Origin of the sequence: Paradesulfitobacterium ferrireducens (genome assembly GCF_017310645.1) — a bacterium.
GTDB classification, from domain to species: domain Bacteria; phylum Bacillota; class Desulfitobacteriia; order Desulfitobacteriales; family Desulfitobacteriaceae; genus Paradesulfitobacterium; species Paradesulfitobacterium ferrireducens.
The window spans coordinates 1-25,810 of the sequence record NZ_JAFLRH010000034.1; the positions used below are offsets into that span (position 1 = coordinate 1).

At 47.1% G+C, this 25,810-nt stretch carries 28 protein-coding genes and 5 pseudogenes; 25 read left to right on the forward strand and 8 right to left on the reverse strand.

Features of this window, described 5'->3' with window-relative positions; translation table 11 throughout:
- The first annotated feature begins 171 nt into the window (after positions 1–171).
- From J0X21_RS11300 to J0X21_RS11310, 3 genes are all read left to right on the forward strand, one after another.
- Positions 172–927: a class I SAM-dependent methyltransferase gene (locus tag J0X21_RS11300; protein ID WP_206812317.1), complete on the forward strand. Its 756-nt coding sequence runs from the start codon at positions 172–174 to the stop codon at positions 925–927.
- A 269-nt stretch (positions 928–1,196) separates the two neighbouring features.
- The gene (locus J0X21_RS11305) at positions 1,197–1,487 is read left to right on the forward strand and encodes a hypothetical protein (protein WP_206812318.1); all 291 of its coding nucleotides are present in this window, start codon (positions 1,197–1,199) and stop codon (positions 1,485–1,487) included.
- Between the two features lie 57 nt (positions 1,488–1,544).
- The gene (locus J0X21_RS11310; RefSeq protein WP_206812319.1) at positions 1,545–1,880 is read left to right on the forward strand and encodes a molybdopterin biosynthesis protein; all 336 of its coding nucleotides are present in this window, start codon (positions 1,545–1,547) and stop codon (positions 1,878–1,880) included.
- A 210-nt stretch (positions 1,881–2,090) separates the two neighbouring features.
- On the opposite strand, the gene J0X21_RS11315 is transcribed toward J0X21_RS11310, so the two are convergent.
- A complete protein-coding gene (locus J0X21_RS11315) occupies positions 2,091–2,681 on the reverse strand; it encodes a poly-gamma-glutamate hydrolase family protein (protein WP_206812320.1) in 591 nt (196 codons plus the stop codon).
- Between the two features lie 112 nt (positions 2,682–2,793).
- Here J0X21_RS11315 and mutT point away from each other — a divergent pair, with 112 nt between their 5' ends.
- The 6 genes and pseudogenes from mutT (at position 2,794) to J0X21_RS11345 (ending at position 6,691) form a co-directional block, all read left to right on the forward strand.
- Positions 2,794–3,210: an 8-oxo-dGTP diphosphatase MutT gene (gene mutT / locus J0X21_RS11320; RefSeq protein WP_209011402.1), complete on the forward strand. Its 417-nt coding sequence runs from the start codon at positions 2,794–2,796 to the stop codon at positions 3,208–3,210.
- A 274-nt stretch (positions 3,211–3,484) separates the two neighbouring features.
- A complete protein-coding gene (locus tag J0X21_RS15945; protein WP_268939397.1) occupies positions 3,485–3,607 on the forward strand; it encodes a hypothetical protein in 123 nt (40 codons plus the stop codon).
- Positions 3,594–4,093 (forward strand): annotated as a pseudogene (locus J0X21_RS15750) (plasmid pRiA4b ORF-3 family protein). Before J0X21_RS15945 ends, J0X21_RS15750 begins: the two are co-directional and overlap by 14 nt.
- Positions 4,094–4,131: 38 nt before the next feature.
- The gene (locus J0X21_RS11335; protein ID WP_206812323.1) at positions 4,132–4,500 is read left to right on the forward strand and encodes an ASCH domain-containing protein; all 369 of its coding nucleotides are present in this window, start codon (positions 4,132–4,134) and stop codon (positions 4,498–4,500) included.
- Between the two features lie 291 nt (positions 4,501–4,791).
- Positions 4,792–5,298, forward strand: coding sequence for a DUF3102 domain-containing protein (locus J0X21_RS11340; protein WP_206812324.1), 507 nt, complete (start codon positions 4,792–4,794; stop codon positions 5,296–5,298).
- 208 nt (positions 5,299–5,506) lie between these two features.
- A complete protein-coding gene (locus J0X21_RS11345; RefSeq protein WP_206812325.1) occupies positions 5,507–6,691 on the forward strand; it encodes a pyridoxal phosphate-dependent aminotransferase in 1,185 nt (394 codons plus the stop codon).
- 309 nt (positions 6,692–7,000) lie between these two features.
- Here J0X21_RS11345 and J0X21_RS11350 read toward each other — a convergent pair whose 3' ends face one another.
- Complete coding sequence (locus J0X21_RS11350) at positions 7,001–8,137, reverse strand: aldo/keto reductase (protein ID WP_206812326.1); 1,137 nt, start codon at positions 8,135–8,137, stop codon at positions 7,001–7,003.
- A gap of 226 nt (positions 8,138–8,363) precedes the next feature.
- Between J0X21_RS11350 and J0X21_RS11355 the strand changes: the two genes are divergently transcribed.
- From J0X21_RS11355 to J0X21_RS11365, 3 genes are read left to right on the forward strand one after another with little or no spacing between them, the layout of a single operon-like run.
- On the forward strand, positions 8,364–8,702 hold the full coding sequence (locus J0X21_RS11355; protein WP_206812327.1) for a hypothetical protein: 339 nt from the start codon (positions 8,364–8,366) through the stop codon (positions 8,700–8,702).
- Positions 8,703–8,749: 47 nt separating this feature from the next.
- The gene (locus J0X21_RS11360) at positions 8,750–9,031 is read left to right on the forward strand and encodes a type II toxin-antitoxin system Phd/YefM family antitoxin (RefSeq protein ID WP_206812328.1); all 282 of its coding nucleotides are present in this window, start codon (positions 8,750–8,752) and stop codon (positions 9,029–9,031) included.
- Positions 9,028–9,354, forward strand: a complete 327-nt coding sequence (locus J0X21_RS11365) for a type II toxin-antitoxin system RelE/ParE family toxin (protein WP_206812329.1) — start codon at positions 9,028–9,030, stop codon at positions 9,352–9,354. Before J0X21_RS11360 ends, J0X21_RS11365 begins: the two co-directional genes overlap by 4 nt.
- A 73-nt stretch (positions 9,355–9,427) precedes the next feature.
- On the opposite strand, the gene J0X21_RS11370 is transcribed toward J0X21_RS11365, so the two are convergent.
- A complete protein-coding gene (locus J0X21_RS11370) occupies positions 9,428–9,865 on the reverse strand; it encodes an Hsp20/alpha crystallin family protein (protein ID WP_206812330.1) in 438 nt (145 codons plus the stop codon).
- Between the two features lie 297 nt (positions 9,866–10,162).
- Between J0X21_RS11370 and J0X21_RS11375 the strand changes: the two are divergent.
- The 3 genes and pseudogenes from J0X21_RS11375 to sfsA form a co-directional block, all read left to right on the forward strand.
- Positions 10,163–10,390, forward strand: a pseudogene (locus J0X21_RS11375) (DEAD/DEAH box helicase family protein); the annotation flags it as partial.
- Position 10,391: 1 nt separating this feature from the next.
- Positions 10,392–10,620: pseudogene (locus J0X21_RS16245) on the forward strand (IS1634 family transposase); the annotation flags it as partial.
- A gap of 191 nt (positions 10,621–10,811) precedes the next feature.
- The gene (sfsA, locus tag J0X21_RS11380) at positions 10,812–11,549 is read left to right on the forward strand and encodes a DNA/RNA nuclease SfsA (protein WP_328812825.1); all 738 of its coding nucleotides are present in this window, start codon (positions 10,812–10,814) and stop codon (positions 11,547–11,549) included.
- Between the two features lie 12 nt (positions 11,550–11,561).
- On the opposite strand, the gene J0X21_RS11385 is transcribed toward sfsA, so the two are convergent.
- The gene (locus J0X21_RS11385) at positions 11,562–12,422 is read right to left on the reverse strand and encodes a patatin-like phospholipase family protein (protein WP_206812331.1); all 861 of its coding nucleotides are present in this window, start codon (positions 12,420–12,422) and stop codon (positions 11,562–11,564) included.
- A gap of 224 nt (positions 12,423–12,646) precedes the next feature.
- Here J0X21_RS11385 and J0X21_RS11390 point away from each other — a divergent pair, with 224 nt between their 5' ends.
- Complete coding sequence (locus J0X21_RS11390) at positions 12,647–12,994, forward strand: cupin domain-containing protein (RefSeq protein WP_206812332.1); 348 nt, start codon at positions 12,647–12,649, stop codon at positions 12,992–12,994.
- Between the two features lie 128 nt (positions 12,995–13,122).
- On the forward strand, positions 13,123–14,247 hold the full coding sequence (locus J0X21_RS11395) for a hypothetical protein (protein WP_206812333.1): 1,125 nt from the start codon (positions 13,123–13,125) through the stop codon (positions 14,245–14,247).
- A 60-nt stretch (positions 14,248–14,307) separates the two neighbouring features.
- Here J0X21_RS11395 and hepT read toward each other — a convergent pair whose 3' ends face one another.
- Positions 14,308–14,718, reverse strand: a complete 411-nt coding sequence (gene hepT / locus J0X21_RS11400; protein ID WP_206812334.1) for a type VII toxin-antitoxin system HepT family RNase toxin — start codon at positions 14,716–14,718, stop codon at positions 14,308–14,310.
- Positions 14,711–15,172 (reverse strand): type VII toxin-antitoxin system MntA family adenylyltransferase antitoxin, encoded by a 462-nt coding sequence (mntA, locus tag J0X21_RS11405; RefSeq protein ID WP_206812335.1) that lies wholly within the window; start codon positions 15,170–15,172, stop codon positions 14,711–14,713. Before mntA ends, hepT begins: the two co-directional genes overlap by 8 nt.
- A 213-nt stretch (positions 15,173–15,385) precedes the next feature.
- Between mntA and J0X21_RS15755 the strand changes: the two are divergent.
- From J0X21_RS15755 to J0X21_RS11440, 7 genes and pseudogenes are all read left to right on the forward strand, one after another.
- Positions 15,386–15,658, forward strand: a pseudogene (locus J0X21_RS15755) (toprim domain-containing protein); the annotation flags it as partial.
- 607 nt (positions 15,659–16,265) lie between these two features.
- Positions 16,266–18,032, forward strand: a pseudogene (gene recQ / locus J0X21_RS11415) (DNA helicase RecQ); the annotation flags it as partial.
- A 402-nt stretch (positions 18,033–18,434) separates the two neighbouring features.
- On the forward strand, positions 18,435–19,802 hold the full coding sequence (locus J0X21_RS11420; protein WP_407947649.1) for an ammonium transporter: 1,368 nt from the start codon (positions 18,435–18,437) through the stop codon (positions 19,800–19,802).
- Between the two features lie 18 nt (positions 19,803–19,820).
- Positions 19,821–20,159, forward strand: coding sequence for a P-II family nitrogen regulator (locus J0X21_RS11425; RefSeq protein WP_206812339.1), 339 nt, complete (start codon positions 19,821–19,823; stop codon positions 20,157–20,159).
- A 209-nt stretch (positions 20,160–20,368) separates the two neighbouring features.
- Positions 20,369–20,539: a hypothetical protein gene (locus J0X21_RS11430; protein ID WP_206812429.1), complete on the forward strand. Its 171-nt coding sequence runs from the start codon at positions 20,369–20,371 to the stop codon at positions 20,537–20,539.
- Positions 20,540–20,545: 6 nt separating this feature from the next.
- Complete coding sequence (locus tag J0X21_RS11435; protein ID WP_206812340.1) at positions 20,546–21,649, forward strand: hypothetical protein; 1,104 nt, start codon at positions 20,546–20,548, stop codon at positions 21,647–21,649.
- A gap of 106 nt (positions 21,650–21,755) precedes the next feature.
- Positions 21,756–22,337: a GDSL-type esterase/lipase family protein gene (locus J0X21_RS11440; RefSeq protein WP_206812341.1), complete on the forward strand. Its 582-nt coding sequence runs from the start codon at positions 21,756–21,758 to the stop codon at positions 22,335–22,337.
- Here J0X21_RS11440 and J0X21_RS11445 read toward each other — a convergent pair.
- Together J0X21_RS11445 and J0X21_RS11450 are read right to left on the reverse strand one after the other, a co-directional pair.
- On the reverse strand, positions 22,278–23,096 hold the full coding sequence (locus J0X21_RS11445; protein WP_206812342.1) for an ABC transporter permease: 819 nt from the start codon (positions 23,094–23,096) through the stop codon (positions 22,278–22,280). The two genes, J0X21_RS11440 and J0X21_RS11445, sit on opposite strands and share 60 nt — an antisense overlap.
- A 91-nt stretch (positions 23,097–23,187) precedes the next feature.
- Positions 23,188–24,168: an ABC transporter ATP-binding protein gene (locus J0X21_RS11450; RefSeq protein WP_206812343.1), complete on the reverse strand. Its 981-nt coding sequence runs from the start codon at positions 24,166–24,168 to the stop codon at positions 23,188–23,190.
- Positions 24,169–24,509: 341 nt separating this feature from the next.
- Here J0X21_RS11450 and J0X21_RS11455 point away from each other — a divergent pair, with 341 nt between their 5' ends.
- On the forward strand, positions 24,510–25,808 hold the full coding sequence (locus J0X21_RS11455; protein ID WP_206812344.1) for an aminotransferase class I/II-fold pyridoxal phosphate-dependent enzyme: 1,299 nt from the start codon (positions 24,510–24,512) through the stop codon (positions 25,806–25,808).
- The last annotated feature ends 2 nt before the right edge of the window (positions 25,809–25,810 follow it).

Here is a 25,810-nt window from a genome sequence, read left to right on the forward strand (position 1 = left end):
GCATTAAAACAGATAACAAAATCTTTGGAAAATACGTTGTAGTGACAAAAATATTATTGATGTATGCCTCAAAGCCTTGCTACGACTGGTACTGGAAATTTTTTACGCCAAACTTGGGTTAATATATTACGCATTTTCTTCTTGATATCAAAGGGGGAGGGAAATTTTGGATTGGGTAATCAGGATGAGGTTCGGAAGAATTTTGGACAAAGAGCTTCAGAATACAGATTAAGTTCTACTCACGGCAATCGAACAGATCTGAAAAGGATGATCGGTCTTATTAATCCTTTTTCAGATGCGACTGCCTTAGATGTTGCCACAGGTGGGGGGCATACCGCTATCGCATTGGCCAAACACGTCAAACAGGTGGTCACGATTGATATTACTCCGGAAATGTTGGCAGAGGCGGAAAAGGCAGCAAGTCTGGAAGGTATCAAGAATATTACGTTTAGAGCGGAAGATGTACACAACTTAAATATTCCGGATTCCCAGTTTGACATTGTTGCATCCAGATTTGCAGCGCATCATTTTTCCGATATCAAACAAGCCCTTCGGGAAATGGGCAGGGTCTTGAAGCCTGGCGGGAAATTATATATTCTTGATTGTTCGGTTTGCGATGGGGAGGAGCCGGAAAGAGAAATGAACCGGATTGAGTTATTAAGAGACAGTTCACACCGGTGTTCCTACTCCTCGCGTTTATGGCATCAGTTATTAAATGAATTACCCTTAACCGTTAATCATACTTCTCTGTTAAAGGAACGGTATGAGCTGCCACAGTGGTTCGACAGGATGGGGACGAACCAAAATAATCGGGAAGAAATCTTTCGCATACTTAATGGATTATCTCAAGATTCTAAAATCCTTTATCCTTTCGGGGAAGATTACATAACAACTTACCGGTTTGAGCTTTTAGCAACTAAAATTTAAGTCATGGTTTATCGCATCAAATAAGACTGAACGCAGGGAATCAACAAAGCGTGACCGATAAGCTAAATCTCCATTTCGTCAGGGGAGATTTCGTCAGCCGGATTGTCAAAATATTTCTCCAGGAGCCGTAAATGGTTGAGATAATGTTGCAGGGTTTGAGGAGATAAACCGCGAAGTTTCATTTCGAACCTCATTTTTGGCTGAAAGAATGGGGTAACAATTGTAGACTACTTGAAACGTTTGCGAAATTGTTTTCTGGAGGTAGCGATTTGGAAAGTAATAATCGCAATCATTCAAAAGCCTTTATTATAAGAGTTTCAACTGCTGCGTTAGTTCTAGGATTAATATTGGGTGGATTTGCTGGTTTTTGCATAGGCTTTGTCGTATTATTTTTGCTCTTTGCTGATGGAACATCTTTTTATTTTCTTTTAAAAAGATATTTTCATGAACCTGAAACAGTAGTGTTGTTAGTGACAACAGTTTCTTTTGCATTAACGGTTGGAATCATAGCATTGATTAATTCTCTGCAAAGATTAAAATTTGATAGAAAACGTGTTTAACAAATGGTAATTTGATTTTTTTAATTGGTATTTAACTAAAACAGGAGTGTATTAGTTATGGTTAATGAAAAAATTAAAAAACCATCGCCGTCAATCGATGAATGGCTCAAAGAAGCAAAAACTGACCCGGCGGCTTTACAGGAAGGGATGTTTTTAGTTCATAACGGGGTTGTGCGCCAAACTCCCAAAACCAAGGTACGCCAAGGAATTGATGACGGTTCGATGGTAAAGGGAATGGAATTTGCTTATGATGCATCAAAGGTTGATGCGGCTGGCGACGATATAATGTATGTGCTGATAGGCGGGGACATCAGACCACATGTGGTTGATGCTCTGCAATTCCTGGTTGGAAAGATTAAAAGCGAATGTGTTACCGAAATTGAACAAAAATAGATATTTACTTTTAGGTTGCCGATTGTGACATCGGTTAAGTGAACTTGGGTGGTGATTTATAAGAATGACGGGAACTAATAGTTATCGAATTCTTTAGGGAATAATGCTTGTTTTCGGTGGATTGAACTGGCAACCTTTTGAGGAAAAGAATTATTCTTCTAGCAATATTTTTGGCTGTATTTAGTTCATCATGCGGCAATAAGGCATTGCTTACAAACTTCCTAATTCATCAAAGAAAACTAAACGCAAAGCATTAATAAAGCGCGAACGATAAGTTTCATCCCCAAATAAGTGCTTTCTCAATGCATAGGTGATTTCAAGCTGAACTCCCTTTTTCTTTATTCCCCGGTTGCAGATATTATTTGGATGTTTTCCGCTGTATTTAGCTTCACTTTTTCTGATTGCGAATCCGGCCTCAGTTAAAGCTGATTCAATTTTTTTGCAAAGCTCTAAATCTAATCCCCCGACCATAACGAACTCATCAACGGAATTGAGCAAGCCGTGGACAGTCAAAACCAGGTCCGCCTGGTTGAGTGCTTTTAGAGCCAGAGGTTCATCAAAATGATGACTTGTAATATGAAGGTCTTTAACATGATGATTTCTAATGCCCTCGAAAAGATATAATGAAAAATCCTCTCCGGCAATCCACTCGGAAATTTCAGACGTAAAGGGTTCAATCACCCCTCCATGCGGGGCCATGATTAAAACAGGGTATTTACCGGGAAAATAAGCTATTCTGTAATCACGACCCTCTTCTTCGGAGGCTTCCAACTCGCTAAAGTTAAGATAACGGTCTGTCATATGCATGCTCCTTAGATATCGGCTGACTGCATTCTTATTGATTTTAACATGGATTTAATTCGTAAGAGAAGGGAACTATAAAGTTTTAGAACCAGAGCAAAGGATTAAGATCATGAAAAAAGCGACAGCGGCAACCATAAAAGAAGTAACAGCAGCAATCATCCTAAAGGATAACCGTCTTCTGATAGCCCAACGGGCACCTGGGGACAAATTAGCAGGCAAATGGGAGTTCCCGGGCGGTAAAATCGAACCCGGGGAGACCCCGCAAGAGTGCTTGAAACGGGAGCTGAGAGAAGAATTAGATGTCGACGTCGAAGTGATGGATTTTTTTGGTCAAAGCATCTATGACTATACCAGCGGAACCATCAAATTGATGGCTTATCGGTGTCAATGGGTTTCCGGTGATATAACTTTGAAAGCGCACAGTGATATGGCATGGGTTAATCGCAATGAGTTGGATTTATACGAGTTTGCCCCGGCGGATATTCCATTGGTAGGGAAGTTGAAGAGTTTTCCGGCGTTTTTATAGTCATCAGTCGGTAAGCCTGGCGTAACGCCAAACAGCCGTTGAAATAGGCGAACTTGTTCCCATCACATGTATCAGGGTTATTTTGAGAGAGATTCTCGCAAAAATAAAATACGCTCTGTTTATTTTATGAAAAGGTATATTGAAGAACGAAGGGAAAGTAACTGCAGCCATTGCAAATTTTTGCCCTCAGCCAGGAAGAGGCGGAGTTCCAATGCACCCAGGCTTTCTCCTGCTGCGAGTTGGTCGATGAGGCCCACCGACTGGCGTTGATTCGGTGCATATTTTTCTGCTGCCTTTCATTAAGCCTGCTATGGTTCAGCCTCATTTTGCCGATCAGAGTACGGAGCCCTATGAGGATGCCGCCAAGGCGGTTGTTCAAAAATATGGAGATTACTAAGAAATGGCAACTACCCATTATCATCGTTTTTCAATGGCAGGACCATCACTTGCACGAATTTACCGTCTATAGCGGGAATAATCCTTTGGCGAGACTTTATTGCAGCCCGGAAGGCGATGACAATGGAGATGAAGTTCTCTTGATTCCTGAGACGGAAAAGCGTTTGACCGATTATATTCCGCAATCCTCCCGCATTATTTATGCCTATGATTTCGGCACTGGGAACACGAGATCATTGCGGAAAAAATGATTGATGCTTACGTTAAGAACTATCCCGAATGCCTTGAAGGGCTGGGCAATACGCCGCCGGAAGATGTCGGCGGGGAAGACGGGTATGATGAATTTCTGCAAGCAATATCCGACCCCTACCATCCGGAATACCAGGATATGCTCAGCTGGGGCAGGATGCAGCGCTATGAAAATTTCAACCTTGAATTCGTGAACAGACGGCTGAAAACAGTGCTGCGAGGGGTATGGGAGCGCTAAAGAGCCACGGGAAAAGGAGCTGGAGATGGGTGACATAGATGTGCAAAATGTTATTATCGATTAAGCCGGAGCATGTCGAAAACATATTCAATGGCAGTAAACAATTTGAGTACCGGAAAATTAAGTGTAAGCCTGACGTAGATAAGATTGTCATTTATTCAACCTCGCCGGTCATGCGTGTAGTTGGCGAAGTGGAAGTACTTGGAGTAATCGAAGATATCCCTGATAAGGTTTGGGATATAACGGCTGAATATTCAGGAATCACGAAAAGGTTTTATGATCAATATTTTGGGCATAAGCAAAAAGCTATCGCATACAGGTTAGGTAAGGTAAATAAATACCGGGAACCCTTAAAACTTTCGGATTTGGGGATCAGCTTTGCACCGCAGTCGTTTGTATATATTTGATAATTTGTTTGTTATAACCGCCTAATTTAGTATAGGAGCTAACCCTTGAAATTCCTACACATCGCCGACCTGCACATTGGTAAGCGCGTAAACGAATTCAGTATGCAGGAAGACCAAAGTTAAGCAATTAACGTGTAACCAAAAACTCTTTTAGCCCCTGCACCCGGCCCAGGCCTGTCCCGGATTCGAATGCGCCTTCGAATCCGGGACAGGCATTTTTATATAAGGTTTAGCACACTCGTGAGCCTGGCCACATATTCTGTGAATAAAGTAACAGAAAGGACAGGTAGTATGAATGAATTGATCACAGATCGCACGCCGCCCGTCATCGCGGCTGAAATAAACACGATTAAAGATCAGACCGGGAAAATTCTACTTGCCGGCGCTATTGAGATCTGCCGGCGCCTGAGGGAGGCCAAGGAGCTGTTTCCGTATGGGGAATGGGGCAAGTGGCTGGAGGAGTCGGTCAGCTATTCCCAGAAAACGGCCGAAAAACGGATGCGTATCTTCGATGCCTACGGGACTGGGCAGCCCGCCTCACTCGACGCCGGTGCGCAGGCGCAGGCGCTGCGGAATTTGAATTATACCCAGGCTTTTATCCTTTTAGGAGTTCCGGAGGAAGAGCGGGCTCAGTTCCTTGCGGAGATTAATGTTGAAAGCATGTCGACCCGTGAGTTGCAAAAGGCGGTTAAGGATCGGAACCAGGCCGTTAAGGAACGGGACCAGGCCCTTCAGGAACAAGCGGATCTCCAGAAGGCCCTGGATGACCAAGTGCCAAATAACCCTGCTGACCACTGAGCGCGACAACCTGGACTTGAGCATGTATGAAAAACTTGGAGTCACTGGAAGGAAAAGCGAGGAGTTGTGGCGAAAATAATAAGTTGTGGCCAAAATAATATAGGTAAAGTGTCTTATTCACAGATATTTTGTGAATAAATAAAGATGATGAATTTGGCTGGCAAGCCTTGGCTAAGCGGGAAAAGTTTTAATAGAAAGGTTGATCATCGTGATATCAAAACAAATGCAAAAGCAGGTCGAAGGAAGTTCCCTGATTCGGGCCATGTTTGAGGAAGGTAAAAAATTAGCGGCTATTTACGGAGCGGAAAATGTATATGACTTTAGCCTGGGAAATCCAAGTGTGGAACCTCCGGAAGAAGTAAAAGACGCCATCATCGAGATTCTCAATACGGAAGGTGCCATGGGTATTCACGGGTATATGAACAATTCGGGGTATGAAGATGTAAGAAAGACGATTGCAGACTCGATCAACGAAAAATTCGGGACTTCTTTTACCGACAAGAACATTATCATGACCGTGGGCGCAGCCGGCGGCTTAAACGTTCTTTTTAAAACTCTGCTTAACCCGGGGGATGAGGTAATGACCTTCGCTCCCTTTTTCGGAGAATACAGAGGGTATGTCTCCAACTATCTGGGCGAATTGGTGGTCGTTTCTCCTAACACCGTTGATTTCCAGCCTAATTTGGATGAATTTAAAACCAAGATTACCCCAAAAACCAAAGCGGTGATTATCAATTCCCCCAACAATCCAACAGGTGTCATTTATTCGGAAGAAACTATCATTAAACTCTCCGAAATTCTGAGGGAAAAGCAAAAGGAATTCGGGACCGACATCTATCTGATTTCGGATGAGCCGTACCGGGAGCTTGTTTATGACAATGCGGAGGTGCCTTATCTGACCAAGTATTATGCTAATACCATTGTCGGCTATTCCTTCAGCAAATCCCTATCCCTGCCCGGAGAAAGAATAGGCTACTTAGTGGTTCCGGATGAGGCGGCTGATTTTGAAAATCTGATTCTCGCAGCCAATATCGCGACTCGAATTCTGGGTTATGTCAATGCCCCTTCGTTATTTCAACGGGTTGTGGCTAAGTGCTTAACTGCTAAGGTGGATATCGAGACCTATAACCGGAACCGGGAACTCCTGTATAATGGGCTCACATCTTACGGTTATCAGTGTGTCAAGCCCGAAGGAGCCTTCTACATGTTTGTAAAGGCGCCGATCGCGGATGATGTGAAATTCTGCGACCAAGCGAAAGAGAAAAACATTTTGATTGTACCGGGTTCCGCTTTTGGCTGCCCCGGTTATGTCCGGATCGCCTATTGTGTGGCCCATAAGACCATTCAAGGCGCCTTGCCGGGCTTTAAGGCCTTGATTGAAGCAAGCAAATAAACTTTGGACTTGTATAATAACCAGGTTGCACGGAAAAATAACCACGGTACATTTAACGTACTGTGGTTATAGCTTTTTCGGGGGTTAATGAGCTTAAATCAGGCGGGTGTGGTTTTCATGAAGCAAAAACGTGCTCCGGTGTTGGCCGGAATTATGCTGGCTCCGGGGTGGAGGTGCTGAATTTCTACTGACCTCCAACTTATTGATTGAGCGTTAAGTCAATTAAAGAGCAAATTTAATATACAGTCTATCCGTTCGAAATCAAATTTTCTATCTTTTTTATCAACTGGATTCTTTTTTGCAATATTATTATCCACCAAAAGCCGAATGAACTGCTTTGAGGTGCTCGCGGATGCTTAAGTGCTGGGGACAGACATCCTCGCACTGCCCGCATTCCGTACAAGCCGAGGCGCGGCTGTTTTCCTGCAAGAATTGTTTATAGGCAAAGCGTGAAGCCCCAAAATCGTCGTAAATATGCGCGTCGTTATAGAGGGTAAAGTTGCGGGGAATTTCAACTCCTGAAGGACAGGGCTGGCAATAACCGCAAGCAGTGCAGTCGATTTTGGTTAAAGATTGGTACATGGATTTAACCTGCTCGATCAAGGACAGCTCAGCTTCCGTCAACGAGTTTGGCCTGGCTGTTCCGGCAGTGCGCAGGTTCTCTTCCACCTGGTCCATTGTGCTCATGCCGCTTAAGACCACGGATACTTCCGGGTGATTCCAGACCCAGCGCAAAGCCCATTCTGCCGGAGAATGTTTAACGGGTGACTTGTCCCAGAGCTTCTGGACGGCCGCCGGAGGATTTTTTGCCAGCTTGCCCCCTTTAATCGGTTCCATGATTACCACAGCCAAGCCTTTAGCGGCCGCATATTTTAATCCGGCCGTTCCGGCCTGAATCTGGGTATCCATGTAATTATACTGTATCTGGCAAAATGTCCAGGGATAAGCGTCCACAATCTCGGTGAAAACCGGGTACTCATCATGGAAGGAGAAACCGGGATAACGGATCCTGCCGTCGGCCAAGGCTTGCTCAAGGAATCGTTCAAAACCAAGCTTCCTGATATTATCCCAGGTGCGGCGGTTCAGACCGTGCATCAGATAAAAATCAATATAACCGGTATCTAGCTTCTGCAGCTGCTCGTTCAGGAGGCGGTCGAAGTCTTCATAAGTTTGCACTTTTCCGACGGGCATCTTGGTAGCAAGCTTTACCTTTTCCCGGTACCCGTCCTTAAGGGCCTTGCCGACTAAGATTTCACTCTGGCCGTTGTGATAGAAATAGGCCGTATCAATATAATTGACGCCTTGATCAATCGCATAACGAATCATATGTATTGCTTCGGCTTCGTTGATCTGACCCGGATCCTTGTTAAGAACGGGCAGGCGCATACAGCCAAAGCCGAGAGCGGATACCTGGAAATCGAGCGGGCCGAATTTACGGTAGAACATCTTTGCTTCTCCTTTCATCCGCGAATACGAAATGCATAGACGGGTATGAAACCCATAGGCTTACGAAACACTTGAGAATATTTTACTCCGTCTAAATCTTCTAATCAATTGTTCTTAGAGTTTATTTATTTCCTTGATTCTGAGATTGTTAACGTTGAGGTTAACCGCCCCCGGAGCGCAGTGAAGGGGGAATCAGGTATTATACTTCAGTATCTTGATTATTGGAATGGCTCAGCATTTGCCGGCGGCTATGTATCAAGGCCTTGTTCAGGCCGGAGTGCCTGCGGCGGCTGCGCAGGAGGTTTCCAATCTGCCGCCGACGGGAGCTTTATTTGCCGCTTTCTTAGGGTATAACCATATGGCACACCTCTTGCCTGCCCCGGTGCTGCAGCAGCTGCCCCAAGCCAGCCAGCAATTCATTTTAGGTAAAGTATTCTTTTCGGAACTAATCGCTCCGGCCGTGATGTCCAGTTTGCATAGCGCTTTTTATATTTCCGCGGCCTTATCCCTGATCGCGGCAGTGGCATCCTTTATGCGCGGCAAGAAGGCCGCGCCGGTCCATTGACGCGAAGGACTAAATTTGGTACTATATTTATACCGGTGGTGAGCGCGATGAATAGTAAAGAAGATATCAGACCTATTTCTTATGTTAAAGCCAACGCGGCTGAGATTTTAGAGCAAGTGAACGAAACCCGCAGGCCGGTTTATGTGACTCAGAACGGTGAGGCTAAGGCGGTGCTGCTTGATACTGAATCCTACGAAAAAATGAAGAAGGCCATAGGGTTATTAAAATTGCTGGCCCAAGGCGAACGCGATCTAGTGGAGGGAAAAGTTGTATCACAAGATGATTTATTCTCAGAACTGGATCAGCGTTTTGACGTGATCACACCATGACTTTAGCAGATTATGAGGTCTTCTGGACCCGGACAGCCCGGCAGGATTTAGAGAAAATCCTTGAGCATATCGCAGCCGATAGTCAAATTCGAGCTCGAAGAGTGTATCTCGACATTAAGGAAAAAGCAGCTGGCTTAAGACTATTCCCATTACAAGGAAGAATCGTTCCGGAATTAAGATATTATGGCATTGCACTCTACCGGGAATTAATCTGCGCGCCTTGGCGGATCATGTATAAAACTGAGGAAAATAGGGTCTGGGTGCTTGCGGTTATCGATGGCAGAAGAAATTCCGAAGATATCTTGCTTGATCGGTTTATATAATCGCGCTGTTGGCTCGGGAATTTGGTTATTAAAGAGCACACCGTCCGTTAAGGGCCCGGTGTGCTCTCTGTTTCTAAGAAATCTGAATGCGTTTGCCGCGGGCTGCGTTTTCGCTTTTGGGCAGGGTTACGTTTAGGACGCCGTTTTCATATTTTGCACTGATCTGGTCTTGGTTGACGTTTTCAAAGACAAAGGTTCTGGAAGTTGAGTAAAAGCGGCGTTCACGGTGCAGGTAATTGTCTTTGTCTGCTTTCAGCTCTTCGTTATGCTCGACCATGATGCTCAGGCGGCCGTCCTCGAACTCTAATTTAAGCTCATCCTTGTTGAGACCCGGGAGATCAGCTTCTAAGATATAGGCTTGCTCCGTATCCTTAATGTCCACTTTCATCGTTCCCACTTGCGGAAAAACCGAAGGCAGGAAAGAATCAGAAAAGAAATCCTCAAACAGACGTTCAATACCGAAAACAGGTTGTTGAATTGAATTTCTGCGATAGGGCGTTAAACCAAACATATCTCGCACCTCCGATAATATTTATTTTGGGTCAGAGGGTTACTGACCTTTTCTGACCTTAATATACCCTAGGTGGGTTTAAGATGCAAAGCTGGTTTTTGACCTTTTCTGACCTTCCTGATTTCTCAGTCCTGAATTCTGGCAAAAAGATCGCAAAATTGCCCTAAATCTTTAGTTTGGGGCTTCTTACTTATGGCGGGGTATTTTACTTAATAGTAGGAAGGTTTTGGCCAAAAAACAGAGAATAACTAAATACGATGTTACTTCTTTATGATGAATTTGAGATTGGATGATAATAAGATTATTGAGCTTAGAGAGCACCAGCAATCTGCTTTGTCAAGCCTGCAGAATATGCGTGACAATGGCGAAAGTATAGCTCTGCTTTATCATGCCACCGGAACCGGCAAAACGGTTACAGCTGTCAGTGATGCCAAAATACTGGGCCGCAGAACTTATAAGAAGATTCTGGGTTACTTTAAACCGGAATTTACCTTGGGCCTTACAGCCACTCCGGACCGGGCGGATGTTGGCTCTTCTTCTCGTCCGACTGACCGAAGTGAACAACGCGCCAAACGTGGCAAAACTTACGTTCGGAGCTGGAAGATTTGCACTTGATAGAATACGAATCGATTGACGGAAAAGTATGGCAGAGAACAGAATTAACCGAAGCGCAAAAGAGAATTCTTTTCTTGCTTGAAATCCCGGAACCCGCGAAAATATGGGATATTTCCATTTTGAAGGGGTCAAAAACGTAGATACACGACATGTTATCCACAATTGCATCTAGCCCTTGGCCCACCAGGTTTTGAGGCGATTTTTTTGCCTACAGACTGTCGAACCCGAGTACTATGAAATTGCTCAACTTTATGGTGTTAAGCGTGACAAGCGCTATTTCGTCTTATGAAAGGATGTTCCGTTTATTAATAATAACGAAGCGCGAGCGACAATACCTTTTTCTGAAGAACTATATAGAACACGCTTTATCGAGCGGCCCAATAAATTTCTTCTCCGGTGTTCACCGGATGATCCGACAAAACCTGAGCTGAAGGACCAGGTCGTCGAAGCGCACTTGCCTGACCCGGGCCGGTTGAAGGAGTTGTTGATCCCTGGATGCTATGTCTGGCTGCGCCGGGCAATAGGACACACACGCAAGACGCAGTGGTCTGCAGTATTGTGTCAGGTTCCTGACAGAAATGAGTTGGTATCTCTTGACACAACCATGGCGAACCGTTTGGTGGCCGAAGCACTGACGGAAGGAGCTTTGACAGAACTGGCCGGCTGGGCTTTACATAAGGCTGAATTTAGTCATGGGAATTCCCGCTGGGATTTCCTGCTGACTAATGCTAGGGGGCAAAAACTCTTTCTGGAAGTTAAGAGTGTTACTCTGGTTGTTGACAGGGTGGGGCTCTTTCCGGATGCGGTTACAGCCCGGGGGGCAAAGCATGTACGCGAATTAGCCGCCATAGCCGGCGGGAAAGAGACACAAGCGGCGGTTCTATTTCTTGCTCAACGCGGGGATGTTGACCTTATTCGGCCGGCCACAGCAATCGATCCGCTATTTGCCGCGGAGTTGGTGCGTGCTGCGCAAACAGGAGTTCAGATCATGGGACGCAAGTGTCTGGTCAGTACGGCGGAAATTGCCTTGGGGGAGCAAGTCCCCATTTGGTTGCCCCCGGGACCATGATTTATCACGGCGTCAATGTTCGCTATCAATCCACTCCAGAATTCTCCAGTGCGCCGAACTGGCATCCTGATAACCTAAAGCAAAGAGCTCATTAAGTTTTTGCACATTCTTTTCCAGGCGGTCCACTTGTATCGGTTTACTGGGGCGGAGGACGATGGCTTTGCCTTCTTGCTCAAGGTTCTCGATCAAGTCCAGTGTATTGTTATATATTTGATGCCGGTTAACCATGGCTTGAACCAAACCGTCGTATTTTCTATATACTTTTTGGGCCAGCCATTTCTGTTTGAAGGCAGTTTTCCGGTAATCCCTCGGCCTTGTCAAAACGATGAGATGCTTCTCGTTTCCGTCAGCCATCGATCTTTTTATGGGAATAGGGTCTGTGATGCCCCCGTCCAGAAGATCGAGTCCATTGATGTTAACAATAGGAGAGACAAACGGCAAACTGCTTGAAGCCATGAGAACTTTGAGTATGAGATCTGGCCCGCATTCTTCTTTATTAAAGTAAACCGGTTCACCTGTTTGACAGTTTGTCGTCCCGATGACATACCTTTGCGGAGATTGATAAAAGGTGTTGTAATCAAAGGGAACGAGTTTGTTTGGGATTTCATTGAAGATGAAATCCATACCGAAGAGGCTGCGGGATTGTAAGAGATTGCGATAACTTAGATAGCGTGGATCCCGGATAAATCCTATGTTTACTTTCTTGTTGCGTCCATGTTGACGGGAAATATAAGAGGCTGCATGGCAGGCCCCTGCAGAGACACCAATGACATAAGGAAGATGAAACTCTTGTTCCAGAAAAAAATCAAGAACCCCGGCGGTGTATACTCCTCTCATTCCTCCGCCTTCAAGGACTAATCCTATCTTCTCCATTTAATCGATGAACCTTCTTTCTAAGCCTTGTGAGTCCAGCCTATGTGTTTTGCTTATACAAAATGTCCTTGTTCTTTTGATAATACTCCTAAAAGTTGACCTTTATCAAGTTGCATGGATTCACACGATGCTTGGGATTAATTCATTATCACATGGAAGGGAAAAGCGAGGAGCTTGGCGAAAAGAAAGATACATCTGAAATTGAGGTGCGGGAGGTAAAGAATATGATAGTAAGTCATGAACGGGACGTCTTAGGAACACGCATGGACAATGACCAAATCAAAAATGCCGTTAAGAAAGTGCTCATTTCCCCTGCGCATGGGTGGGAAGGCTATGTGATGCGTGAGTTTGAGCTAGGTGAGGGAGGTTATACTCCTCGCCACACTCACCCTTGGCCGCACATAAACTACATTCTGGAAGGCGAAGGGTCTTTGCATTTAGACGGCCAGGATTTTCTCTTGGAAGCAGGGTCGTTTGCTTTCGTACCCGGCAATAAGTTGCATCAGTTCACCAATACAGGCAAGGGTAGATTTGCTTTCATCTGTATTGTGCCTGAAGAAGGAGATAAATAGGATTTATCGTTTTTGACCTTCGAACCGCTCTCAATTAAGGTTGGGAGCGGTTCTTTGAATACTAAGGAAGGGTTTGAGTGGGAAATAGAGAATAACTAAGTTTAGGATGCCTGTTGGGGGGGAAGTTTTTGGTTAAAATCCGTGAGGTAGAATCACTAAGGGATCTGAAGAGATTCGTAAAATTTCCTTTTGACTTATTCGCCGGTGATCCCAGGTGGGTTCCTCCCCTAATCCTGGATGAACTGAATACCCTGCGCCGGGACAAAAACCCGGCTTTCACTTATTGTGAAGCCAAGTATTGGCTGGCTTACAAAGACGGTAAGCTGGCCGGACGGGTGGCGGGCATCATCAATCACAGCTATCTTGAAAAATGGCAGCGTCCCTTGGCTCGCTTTGGCTGGCTTGATTTCATCGATGACTTTGAGGTGTGCGAGACTCTCTTAGCTGCTGTAGAAACGTGGGCCAAACAAAACGGCCTCAGGGGTGTGCACGGGCCGCTGGGATTCTGTGACCTGGATAAAGAAGGAATGCTCGTTGACGGTTTTGACGAACGCGGTACGATTATTACCATTTATAATTATCCGTATTACCCGCAATACCTTGAGCGCTGCGGCTACCGCAAAGACGCGGACTGGGTGGAGATTGAATTTCAAGTGCCGCCGGCCGTTCCGCCTAAAGTGGCCAAAATCGCCGCCCTTGCAGCTGAAGCCGGCCGGCTGCGAGTCGTCAATGCCCGCAAGGCCAAGGATTTGCTTCCCTACGGCAGGGGTATTTTTGACCTGCTGAATGAGACTTACCGGGATTTGTACGGAGTCGTCACCTTGACGGAGGCCCAGATTGACAGCTATGTGAAGCAGTACATAGGGTTTGTTAATCCCCGCTATGTGCGGGTCTTGGTAGATGACCAGGACAAAGTTGCGGCTTTTGGGATTGCCATGCCTTCCTTGACTACTGCCTTTCAGAAAGCCAAAGGCCGGTTGCTGCCTTTTGGCTGGCTGCACATTTTACGGGCGATTAAGCAGAATGACCGTCTGGATCTGTATTTGGTGGCGGTGCGCCCAGGCCTGCGGGCACAGGGGGTAATTGCCTGGATTCTGCGGGATATCCATGAGGCTGCCGCTGCGGATGGGATTAAGATTGCAGAAGCGACGCCGATGCTTCAGTCGAACCTTAAGGTAACGAGTTTGTGGAAGCATTACGGGATGCGGGTTCACCGGCGGCGCCGGTGCTTTTATAAAGAAGTTGCGCCGTAGACCGAATCTAGTTCGAAAAAGGATTCAAAAAACAGGAATATCTTGGTTTGTGCCGAAAAGCTATAGCAATTTATATACACTTGATGCAAACTCCTTGAAATCATCCAAATGTTTCAAATTGGAATAAACAATCTTGTTATCGATTTCAAGATAATCGTGGACCAGAATATTTCGGAAACCGGCAACCATTTTCATCTTGTCAGCTAACCTGCCGGAAAGGATTCCTTCCTCAGCCAAAACTGAAAAACTTTCTGCATATCCCTGGGGAGTACGATAACCTCTGTCAGCAATAATATGGTTGGCTATATCAATGCAGGCTTGAGCCGCGACCTGGAGGTTGCGTTCCGCTCTGTCCCTGAGCGCCTCACTTTGGCAATATTCTTCCCAAGATTGTAAGGCTATTTCCTTAAGCTTGCGCAGCGCTTGCTCTAGTTTTACCAGCCTTTGTTCGATTTTCTCTCTATCAACCACCAAAACCACCCTCCTCTATGCGTCTGGCCAGACCCTCGGAAAATATCTTCTGTGCCGGTTGATAATCGAAATACCGGTCAAGTGTTTTCACCTTGAAATTTACAATCTGACTGTCTGCATTATTTCCGGCAAATAATAATTTGCCGTCTCTTAGCACTCGGTAGCCAAGGCTAGGAGGTGCCTCATTCAGCACGATCAGTTCAACGTTGTCTCTACCTAGCATACTCGATAGTTCCGCCAATAAGCGCAGCCGTTCTGGCAGGAACAATTCTTGAGCAACAGATTTGTCAAACAAGACGGCCAGGTCAATATCGCTTAAGAGCGTTGGCCGATTGGCGGCATACGAACCAAAAAGGTATAAAGCAACTATGTCTTGTCTATGCTTAATCCGTTCTATGAAACTTTGAAGTCGTTGATTTAATTCTGCCTTTGTAAAGATATCGTGATGAGCCACAAAAACACCCCCGCGAAACTCTAATTTTATTATACCTCGTTTTAGTTATTTTTCCCAGTTAATTCCTTGGCTGCTGCAATAAATAACATTAACCCCAAAGATTATGCAGATCTCTAGCACATTGACTTTTAAAAGCTCAAGAAGAAGAAACAGGCTGAATTGGACTGGGCTTAATAAATCGAAGGGCTGAGCAGCAAGAAAGAGGGGCCTGGCATGGGAAGAACATTGATTATCGCCGAAAAACCGGCTCAAGCCCGGGAATATGCCCGGAGCCTGGGAGTAAAGGATAAAAGGGACGGTTATCAGCGCTTACCGGTGCTGCCCGGCTTGCGGGAATTCCGCAGGACGGTGAAACCTGAGACCCGCAAACAGTACCAGGTCATTCAAAAATGGCTGAAGTCAAAAGAAATTGAGCAGGTGATTTGCGGTACAGATGCCGATCGGGAAGGACAATTGCTCTTTCAAGAGGTTTACGGATCGGAAGAAGATGAGGCAGGTTCCGCAAAAGACAGGAAGCCGGGAACTGAGAGGGAGCCGGAGTCGGCTAAAGACAGGGAGCTGACAAAAGATACGGAACAGGCTGATGGAGAGGACATAACTCTCCCGCCCTTGCAATTTGGAGAGAATGTACGGACGAACCGGGTCTTTGTCGAAGAAAAGGTGACCAAACCCCCGAAACATTCATGCTGAGTGTGGCCGAGGCCATTAAACGGATCATTGAGGAACTGCGTTCATTCGAACGGGCTTACGGAAAATCACCTTTAGCCCTTGCACCTTCCATGTCAGCCCGAAGGACTGGAAATATCCCAAAGGTAAGGAAGAGCCGCAAAAAGAGCGAAGGCCCGAAAGAATCCTCGAAGTCGAACCTCGTGTCCCGAACCTCGAACCTCGAGCTGGGTGTCTGTCCCAGCTGCGGGGGGATGGTGGTGGAAGGGAAGAAAGGGTATGGGTGTGCTAATTGAGCGGCAAAACATTCTCAGCTTATCTGACCTGGGAAGACCGAGAAAACGGGGCTTTGAAATTTGAGTTTACTTAATGAATTAACAATTGGTTGTCAGGACAAAGCAAGGTAAGAAAGGAAGGAGTTTAATCCATGATGGACAAGGCTCTCCGGGTGTTGCAGAAATATTTCGGGTACTCCCAGCTGCGGGAGGGCCAGGAAAAAGTAATCACGAGCTTGCTTCAAGGCTCGGACACGTTAGCCATCATGCCGACCGGAGCAGGGAAATCCTTGTCTTACCAGATCCCAGCCTTATTGTTCGAAGGGGTTACCCTTGTGATTTCTCCCCTGATATCACTGATGAAAGATCAAGTGGATGCGCTCAAAGAATTTGGAGTGTCTTCGACATTTATTAATAGTTCCCTAACTCTGCGGGAAACCCGCAGCCGGATCGAGCAGGCGGGCCGGGGGGAATACAAGCTGGTGTACGTCGCGCCGGAACGTCTTGAAACAGAGAGCTTCGGTGAGTTATTAGAATCCTTGCACATCTCCTTTGTGGCGATTGATGAAGCCCATTGCGTATCGCAATGGGGCCATGATTTCCGCCCGAGCTATCTGCGCTTGGGGCCGTTTATCCAGGGACTTCCCCGGCGGCCTTTGGTCGGGGCTTTTACAGCTACGGCGACTGAGGGAGTCAAACAGGATATCATCCGCCATCTGCGGCTGCATAACCCCAAGATCTTTGTCACCGGTTTTGACCGGCCGAATCTGACGTTTTCCAGCTTGCGCGGGGAGAACAAAAAGGTGTTTCTCTTAGAATACGTGCAGGCGCATCCGGAACAATGCGGGATTGTTTACGCAGCTACGCGCAAAGAGGTGGACGCGCTGCAGGCATTTTTGACCGGCAAAGGAATAAAAGCGGGCAGGTACCATGCCGGAATGAATGACATGGAACGGCAAGAGAGTCAAGAGGATTTTCTGTATGACCGAACTCCGGTGATTGTGGCTACCAATGCCTTTGGCATGGGAATTGACAAATCCAATGTGCGCTATGTCATCCATTTTAATATGCCGAAGACGATGGAAGCGTATTACCAGGAGGCCGGCCGGGCAGGGAGGGACGGCGAACCGGCGGAGTGCATCCTGTTGTTTTCTCCGCAGGATGTTGTCTTGCAACGGCACATGATTGAGCAGACAACCTTGCACCCGGAACGCAAGGTTAATGAACTGAAAAAGCTCCAGGAGATGGTGGACTATTGCCATACAACCCGGTGCTTGCGCAAAACGATCCTGGAGTATTTCGGGGAAAATGATGTTCCTGAAGAATGCGGCAACTGCGGTAACTGCAAGGATGACCGCGAAACAGTGGATATCACGGTGGAGGCGCAGAAGATTTTTTCCTGCATCTACCGCATGCGCGAACGCTTTGGCATGAATTTGGTGGCTGAAGTTTTGAAAGGTTCACGCGCCAAAAAGGTGCTTGACCTGAAATTTGATCAGCTCTCGACCTATGGCATCATGCGGCAGGCGGCAGTTCAGGATATCAAGGACTGCATGAACTACTTGATTACGGAAAACTACTTGCGCCTAACAGCCGGGGAATATCCCCTGATCAAGCTTGAGCCTAAAGTGGTGCCGGTGCTTAAGGGAGAAGCCAAGGTTTTCCGTAAGGTTGCCCGCAAAATAGAAAAGAAAAACATTGACCCGCAGAGCTTGTTTGAACGCCTGCGGGCCTTGCGCCGGACTATTGCGGCGCGGGAAAAGCTGCCTCCGTACATGATCTTTGCGGATAATACCCTGCGGGAGATGGCGGAAACCTGCCCGGGCGAGCGTACGGCCCTTCTCCGCATTAACGGCGTCGGGGAGAGAAAGCTTGAGAAGTACGGGCGGGAGTTTCTGGCCGAAATACAGGCGTATGTACAGGGACATTAAATTAGAATACAATATTCATGATGAAAACTATCTTGTAGTTTCTCAAAATTAGTGCTAAACTAACGTCAAGTATTTGAGGCCAAAGATGTCCTCAGGGATAACCTGAGGGCATTTTATTTTTATACCGCCGGAAAGTATAAATCTCTGGTGGCATAAGTGCAACTAGGTCTCCGCCTGCGCCTAAGGGCTCGGCGAAGACGAGTTTTCTATAAGGGGCAAAGGTGCCTATGAGAGCTTGTTCGGCTCTTGTAGGCACCTTCTGCTGTTGGCAATGGCGCCTGCGAAAGTGCAGCTAGTCTGCTCTGATCGTAGGCGCCTCTTTGTTTTTGAAAGGAGTGGTGCCTAAAAAAATGATTAAACATCAGCCGCAAATATCCATAATGAAAGGGGATGTCGAAAATGAAAAAAGGGTTAGTGCGTAAAATAATTTCTGGGGGGGCATTGACCTGTCTGCTTCTCTCAATTCCCACAGTGGCCTTAGCAGCTGATCCAACAGCTGAAAGTAATGCCATCGCGATTGACACAGTGTGGACTCTTATCACCGGATTCCTCGTCTTCTTTATGCAAGCGGGCTTTGCCATGGTGGAGACAGGGTTTACCCGGGCTAAAAATGCCGGCAACATTATTATGAAAAACTTGATGGATTTTGCAGTGGGGTCATTAATCTACTGGCTGGTAGGCTTTGCCATTATGTTTGGCGCGGATAAAGCGGGGCTGTTCGGAACCACAGGCTTTGGAACTACAGGAAGTTTCGAGCATTTGGGATTGTCAATCCCCCTGTGGGCGTTCCTTATGTTCCAAACCGTTTTTGCCGCCACATCAGCTACCATTGTCTCGGGGGCCATGGCAGAAAGAACCAAGTTTATTTCTTATATTATTTATAGTGTTGTAATTAGCGCTCTTATCTATCCTGTAGTCGGCCATTGGGTTTGGGGCGGAGGCTGGCTTGCGCAGCGTGGCTTTATCGACTTTGCAGGGTCGACTGTGGTCCACTCGGTTGGGGGTTGGGCAGCTCTTATTGGGGCACTACTCGTTGGGCCGCGCATCGGTAAATATGGCAAAGACGGTAAATCCCATGCCATTCCCGGACATAGCCTTACCCTGGGCGCTCTTGGCGTATTCATTCTTTGGTTTGGCTGGTTCGGTTTTAATCCCGGAAGCACCTTATCCGGAACCAACCCTGATATCGGCAGGATTGCGGTCACGACAAACTTGGCTGCAGCCGCCGGAGCGACCATGACCATGATTTTTACCTGGATTAAATACAAAAAGCCTGATGTATCCTTAACTTTGAACGGCGCTTTAGCGGGGCTCGTGGCTATCACTGCCGGTACAGCCGCGGTTAGTCCGGGCGGTGCGGCTATCATCGGCTTGGGGGCAGGAATCTTGATCGTGCTTGCGGTTGAATTCTTTGACAAAGTTGTCAAAATCGACGATCCCGTCGGAGCAATATCCGTACATGGTGTTTGTGGGGCCTATGGAACAGCTATGGTTGGACTCTTCGCCATGGATGGCGGCCTCTTCTACGGAGGTGGAACTCAGTTGCTGATTACTCAGCTGATAGGTGTTGGAGCTGTTTTCGCTTGGACAGTCTTGACCTCGTTGGTCCTGTTTGGAATCGTGAAAGCAACTATTGGGCTGCGTGTCAGCAAAGATGAGGAAGAGCTTGGTTTGGATATCGGCGAGCATGGCATTGATGCCTATCCCGGATTTGCCATGAAACCCGGTCAGTCAGTTGTACAGTATGGAGGCAAATAATGATTGGAGGAATTGTTTATGAAGAAAATTGAAGCGGTCATTCGACCGGGCAAGCTTGACAGTGTCAAAGATGCCCTTGACAAATTCGGAGTGAATGGTCTCACCGTAAGCCAAGTTATCGGCTGCGGGAATCAGAGGGGACATACCCAGGTGTACAGGGGTGTAGAGTATTCCGTATACTTGCTGCCTAAAGTAAAAATTGAAGTGGTCATCCCGGACAAGGCCGTGGAAGAGGTCATCAAGATTATCTCTGAAACGGCGCGAACCGGCGAAATCGGAGACGGAAAAATATTCATTTCACAGGTAGAAGACGCAGTGAAGATCAGAACAGGGGAAACGGGAGAAAATGCTCTGTAAAGAAAGAATTTTTCACGGATAATGAGGAGATAACCTGAGAACCTGGGTAACCGGGTTCTCTTTGTTTTTGCGGAGAACGTAGGCAAATAACACGCTCGCTGGGAGAATTCGAGACAAAAATCAAGGAGATTGGGCATTCGTGCAGAATTAATATACTTATGCTGTAAGCACAGCTAGTGTGGGATAATGTAGCAACAAAGATCCTTAGGATGCTAGAATATAGGCAGCCTGCGGCTACGGCGACCGAGGAGGTCAAACAGGATATCATCCGGCTTCTGCGGTTAAAGAATCCTAAGATCTTTGTTACTGGTTTTGACCGGCCGAATCTGACGTTTTCTACCTTGCGCGGGGAAAACAAAGGTGTTTCTCCCGGAATCTGATGAAAGATGCCTGCCTGGAGTCTGGAGCCGGATCGGGAAATGCGCTTGGTTTGTGCCGGAGGATGCCGGACGTCCCACGACTGGGACGAGATGACATTAATTGACCTGAAGGAGCATTTTACCATGAAAATTCAAGAAGTGCGTACTCTGGTAGCGGGATATTCCGATGAAACCCTCCGTCAATTAGTGAGTGAAATTTACAAGCGCCTTCCCAAGAAGGTTATTGAAGAAAAACAGATTGACAGTCTGCTCCAGAACCCCCAAGACATGGCGGCAAAAAACCGCTTGGTCAGGCAGAAGGAACTGCCGGATTTAGATGAGGTGTGCTGGGAAACGGAAAAATTCATCCGCGATGCCCGGGAACAGTATTATTCTGTTCCCAATCAAGTCATACATAAGAGTCAACGCCCGAAATGGCGTTTCGTGGCAAAACGCTTGTACAAGAGTCTGATAGACCTCAGCCAAGACACCGAAAATGTGCTGGAAACGAGCCGCCTTTTAACGGAACTCTATAAAGTGCTGTGCGAAGCCTACAGGGTATACCTTTTTAATACGACCAATCCATTTGCTTCCGTTGGGATAGAAAAATCGGAGTTTTACAGTAATGTTGTGTCTGTGATAGCCCAAACAGCTCTGCCTGAGCAATGGATTAAAGAGGCTTTAATGCTCACCCTTGAACCAACCGTAACGTTGGATCACTCTATAGGGGTTGCTCTGATAGAAAAGTTAAAGACCGCTCCCTTAAAAGAAATGGCGATTGCGATATCTGAACAACTACGAAAGCAAAATACCGTGCCAACCCTTTATCGCTCGAACCGAAGATACTACTTGGAACAACGTAATAACACTCTGACCGAGCTGATCTTCATGCTGCACATGGCCCTCAGCGAAAAAGAAGCGGCAATTGGAGATTTCAAGAGTCATTATAAAGACTCAGCGGCTGAAACTATTCTTTATGTGCTGTTGAGGCAATTATTTAACTACAGGGAAAAAGAGCTGTGGTTAAGGGAATATGAGTTGGGCTTACAGCAAATGCTGCAGCCGCATCACAACCTCGTCGCGATCTATACTCATTTGAAGGAAACAGGGGATTTCCCGCAGTATTTCTGATTAAGCTGCAATCCCTGCTAATTCCCCGCCGGGTCACTTTCCCCAGGCTTTGCGGGGCTGCCTCTTTTAGTGCCTGAGCAGTGGACCGGGAAGGGCGTGTAAAGATATGAAACTAGTTGCGATCGGGGATTCGATTACGGAAGGATATCCTTATAGCAATAGAGAATCCTGGGTGGAATATCTGGCCCAGGAGCTGAAACTCGATATATTGAATCAGGGAATCTGCGGAGACCTTACCCACGGCATGCGGGCACGTTTTCCGCAGGATGTGCTGGCCCACATCCCGACTCATGTGATCATTCTCGGAGGGGCTAATGATGCATATGCCGGCTATTCTTTAGCTGAGGTGAGCGCAAATATCGAGACGATGGTCAACATGAGCCGCGAGCATGGTGTTCAGCCCATTCTAGGGTTGCCGACTCCTTCTCTCTTGGCATCAGAAGAGAAACTCCTGATGCAATACCGTACTTGGCTTAAGGACTACGCAGCCGGTGAAGGTATTGTGTGGGTTGATTTTTACACCCCGTTTGTGGCGGTGATTAACCAAGGGCAAGCGAATAGGATTTTCGTAGATGAGGTACATCCGAGCCTAGAAGGGTATCGATTGATGGGAGAAACAGCAGTGCGCTTACTTAATCAGCTTATTCTTTACCATTACCAGCGGCAAACGGATCGTGACCAAAGTTAAAGCAACCAGCCACGCCAAATGAATGAGCATTCCCCAGTATACCTTACCCAGGATAAGCGGGCGGATGACTTCGACGGCGTGATAGAGCGGGGTCATGGCGGGAAGAAATTGAATCGCGGGCGGGAGGTTGTCAATCGGGAAGAAGATGCCTGCGAACAGAAACATGGGAGAGATAAAAAGGGTAAAGAAATAGCCGAAAGAGTCATAATTGGGGGCAATCGCGGTCCAGACCAGGGAGATGATCGAGAAGACGGCTGACATAAAGAAGAGAGGGATAATAGCCAGGAGAGCCAATGGGGATTTGGCAATGCCAAATAAAACCACCACGGTGAAAAAGACGAAGCCGTAGAGCAGACCTTTAAAAGTACCGTACAGGATTTCGCCCATAAGGACGTCGTCCATGCTTACGGGTGTCGCCACCATGCCGTGAAACACTTTCTGATGGCCCATGCGGGTAAAACTCCCATAAGTCATTTCGTAAGTGGTGGCAAACATAGCCGAGGATGCGATCAGGCCGGGAGCGAGAAAATCCAGATAAGACAAGCCTTGAATCTGGGTCACATACACCCCGAGCCCAAAGCCCATCGCCCAGAGATAAAGCAAGGGTTCCACGAAGTTGAACATGATCGTGGCCACCCAGGTTTTGCTGAATACCTTGAGATTACGCAAAAAGACACTGAAGACCAGGGGCCAGGATAGATCCGGTTTTTGACTGATGCCGTGCAGCAGGGACAGCCTGCTTGGCTGGGTGTTCTGCATGCTTTGCTACTCCTTTTCTCCAATTGCCGGTGCATTTTTCTCAGCTCATCTCTTTTCTTCCGTATGCTCATTCCTTTTCTTCTGTACTGATTTATTCCAGTTCTCTTCCTTTGCCATCCGGTGCATCCAGGTACTCGCCGGTCAGCTTCAGGAATACATCCTCAAGCGTGGCGGGGCGAAGATTCTGGTAAGCCAAAGGAATTTTGGCGACGGCAGCCTGTTTTCTCAGCTTCGCGGACAAAAATTCCCCCTGTTGGGTAAAGATGATGAGATCAGTTCCCAACACCTGGTGGGATTTAACTAAAGGGCCTCCCCAATTAAGAAACCTATTAACTAATTCGGCAGGTATTTTTTGTTTTTGGGTAAATCCAATTTCCACGGCATCGCGCCCGACATGCTTTTGCACCAGTTCAGCCGGGGTCCCCTGCTCCAGGATTTCCCCGTGGTGCATAATAATCAGCCGGTCACACAGCTGGCTGGCTTCCTCCAGATAGTGGGTCGTAAGGAGCATCGTTGTGCCCTCCTCTTTAAGCTGGCGCAGGCGCTGCCAGACAAGGCGGCGGGCATGAGGGTCCAAGCCGGTGGTGGGTTCGTCTAAAATCAGAATGCCGGGATCATTGATCAACGCCCGGCCTATGGTCAAGCGGCGCTTAAGCCCTCCGGAAAGGTTTTCCACCACGTCATTGGCCTTGTCTTCCAGCCCCATGAAGGAGAGAATCTCATCCGCCCGGGTACGCGCCGTTTTGCGGTCCAAACGGAAATAGCCGGCATAGACCAGCAGGTTTTCCCTCACGGTCAGTTCAGGGTCCAGGTTGTCCTCTTGCGACACAATCCCCAACAAAGACTTGGCATCACGGGCGTTGGTCATGATATCCATGCCCAAAACCTCAAGCTTGCCCGAGGTAACCGGAGAAAATCCATAGATCATTTTGACAGTTGAGGTCTTGCCGGCACCATTCGGGCCCAGTAATCCGAAACATTCCCCGTACTTCACGGAAAAGTCTATTTCGTTGACGGCAGTAAAATGGCCGAAACGTTTTGTTAATTTCTTGGCTTCAATGGCAAATTCCATAAGACGATGCCGCTCCTCCAAAGCCGGTGGTTAAATAGCCGACAAATTGAGTATAACCTAAATCTGGAAATGGGACAAGCAGATTATTCACTGGTTCAGGAAGATTGCTAAAGTAGTTTTTTCATTTGGACACTAACTTGGTAATTTAGTTCTTTCTCCGTCTTTCATATTCCTGCAAAAGGCGTCATCCTGGCTTCCGACCTTCAGAAGAGCGAATCCTTGCATACAGAAGAATACCTGCTTGGCGGAGTGCGTGAATCAGACGTAATCCCGGATAGACCGGCCCTGGTTTTTTTGGTAAACTAAGCAGAGAAAACATACCGGAAGGTGGAATCTTATCCATGAACCCTCTAGCCCAACAGCTTAATCAGGAACTTCAGGCCGCCAATCCTTACATTTATGACATGCTGTCTGATTTAGGAAAAAGCCTTTACTTTCCCAAGGGTATCCTGACCCAGTCTGCGGAAGCGAGACAAAAGGCCCACCGCTTCAATGCCACCATCGGGATTGCCACGGAAGAGGACGAACCATTATATTTGCCGGTGATTCAAGAAACCCTGACGGCGTATAAGCCCCAGGACATCTATACTTACGCCCCTCCGGCAGGCAAGGCGGAACTGAGGAAGGCCTGGCGTGCCAAAATGCTCCAGGAAAACCCCTCCCTTCAAGGGAAGAATTTCAGCAATCCGATTGTGACTAATGCCCTAACCCATGGCTTAAGCATTGTGGCGGATATGTTTATCGAGGAAAATGACGCCTTGATTTTGCCGGACAAAATCTGGGGCAACTATAACCTGATCTTCGGTGTGCGCCGGGGAGCGAAAACCGTTACCTATCCTTTTTTTACAGATCAAGGGAAATTTAATGCCAAAGGAATGAAAGAAGCCTTGCTTTCCCAAAAGGAGCAGGGCAAGGCGCTCTTGCTTTTAAACTTCCCGAACAATCCCACTGGCTACACCCCTACGGAAGCGGAAGCCGCCGAAATTGTACTGGCCGTAAAAGAGGCGGCAGACCAGGGCGTAAATGTGGTTGCTGTGACGGATGATGCCTACTTCGGCTTATTCTATGAAGACTCAATCACGGAATCGTTGTTCGGCAGGCTGGCCGGTATTCACCCGCGAGTCTTGGCGGTTAAAGTGGATGGGGCCACCAAGGAAGAGTATGTATGGGGTTTCCGGGTTGGGTTTATCACCTTCGCCGCAGGTACCGCGGTGCTTAATGCTTTAGAAAACAAAGCGCTGGGCCTTATTCGCGGCGTCATCTCCAGCGTCACCCACCCCTCTCAGACCTTTATTTTGCACGCCTTGCAAGCTCCTGAGTTTGCGGCGCAAAAGCGCGCGAAGTATGAAGTCCTCAAACGACGCGCCGTAAAAGTTAAAGAGGTGCTTGACAGCGGTAAGTATAATGACGTGTGGGAGTACTATCCTTTTAATTCCGGCTATTTTATGTGCTTAAAGCTCAAGCGCGTGCATGCGGAAAAGCTGCGCCTGCATTTGCTCGAACACTATGGGGTCGGGGTCATTTCCTTGGGCGAAAAGGATGTGCGCATTGCTTTTTCCTGTGTTGAGGAAAGGGATCTCGCAGAACTATTTGAGCTTATCCATAGAGGGGTTAAGGATTTAGAAGCTAAAGGAGTATAATT

Coding starts and splice junctions, on each gene's coding strand:
- J0X21_RS11310 (WP_206812319.1), top strand. CDS start 1,545: ATGGTTAATGAAAAAATTAAAAAACCATCGCCGTCAATCGATGAATGG.
- mutT (WP_209011402.1), top strand. CDS start 2,794: ATGAAAAAAGCGACAGCGGCAACCATAAAAGAAGTAACAGCAGCAATC.
- J0X21_RS11365 (WP_206812329.1), top strand. CDS start 9,028: ATGACTTTAGCAGATTATGAGGTCTTCTGGACCCGGACAGCCCGGCAG.
- J0X21_RS11385 (WP_206812331.1), bottom strand. CDS start 12,422: ATGGAGAAGATAGGATTAGTCCTTGAAGGCGGAGGAATGAGAGGAGTA.
- J0X21_RS11350 (WP_206812326.1), bottom strand. CDS start 8,137: ATGTTCTACCGTAAATTCGGCCCGCTCGATTTCCAGGTATCCGCTCTC.
- J0X21_RS11340 (WP_206812324.1), top strand. CDS start 4,792: ATGAATGAATTGATCACAGATCGCACGCCGCCCGTCATCGCGGCTGAA.
- J0X21_RS11355 (WP_206812327.1), top strand. CDS start 8,364: ATGGCTCAGCATTTGCCGGCGGCTATGTATCAAGGCCTTGTTCAGGCC.
- J0X21_RS11430 (WP_206812429.1), top strand. CDS start 20,369: ATGCTAGAATATAGGCAGCCTGCGGCTACGGCGACCGAGGAGGTCAAA.
- J0X21_RS11390 (WP_206812332.1), top strand. CDS start 12,647: ATGATAGTAAGTCATGAACGGGACGTCTTAGGAACACGCATGGACAAT.
- J0X21_RS11450 (WP_206812343.1), bottom strand. CDS start 24,168: ATGGAATTTGCCATTGAAGCCAAGAAATTAACAAAACGTTTCGGCCAT.
- J0X21_RS11420 (WP_407947649.1), top strand. CDS start 18,435: ATGTCGAAAATGAAAAAAGGGTTAGTGCGTAAAATAATTTCTGGGGGG.
- J0X21_RS11445 (WP_206812342.1), bottom strand. CDS start 23,096: ATGCAGAACACCCAGCCAAGCAGGCTGTCCCTGCTGCACGGCATCAGT.
- J0X21_RS11360 (WP_206812328.1), top strand. CDS start 8,750: ATGAATAGTAAAGAAGATATCAGACCTATTTCTTATGTTAAAGCCAAC.
- J0X21_RS11435 (WP_206812340.1), top strand. CDS start 20,546: ATGCCTGCCTGGAGTCTGGAGCCGGATCGGGAAATGCGCTTGGTTTGT.
- J0X21_RS11370 (WP_206812330.1), bottom strand. CDS start 9,865: ATGTTTGGTTTAACGCCCTATCGCAGAAATTCAATTCAACAACCTGTT.
- J0X21_RS11425 (WP_206812339.1), top strand. CDS start 19,821: ATGAAGAAAATTGAAGCGGTCATTCGACCGGGCAAGCTTGACAGTGTC.
- J0X21_RS11455 (WP_206812344.1), top strand. CDS start 24,510: ATGAACCCTCTAGCCCAACAGCTTAATCAGGAACTTCAGGCCGCCAAT.
- J0X21_RS11440 (WP_206812341.1), top strand. CDS start 21,756: ATGAAACTAGTTGCGATCGGGGATTCGATTACGGAAGGATATCCTTAT.
- J0X21_RS11335 (WP_206812323.1), top strand. CDS start 4,132: ATGTGCAAAATGTTATTATCGATTAAGCCGGAGCATGTCGAAAACATA.
- J0X21_RS11315 (WP_206812320.1), bottom strand. CDS start 2,681: ATGACAGACCGTTATCTTAACTTTAGCGAGTTGGAAGCCTCCGAAGAA.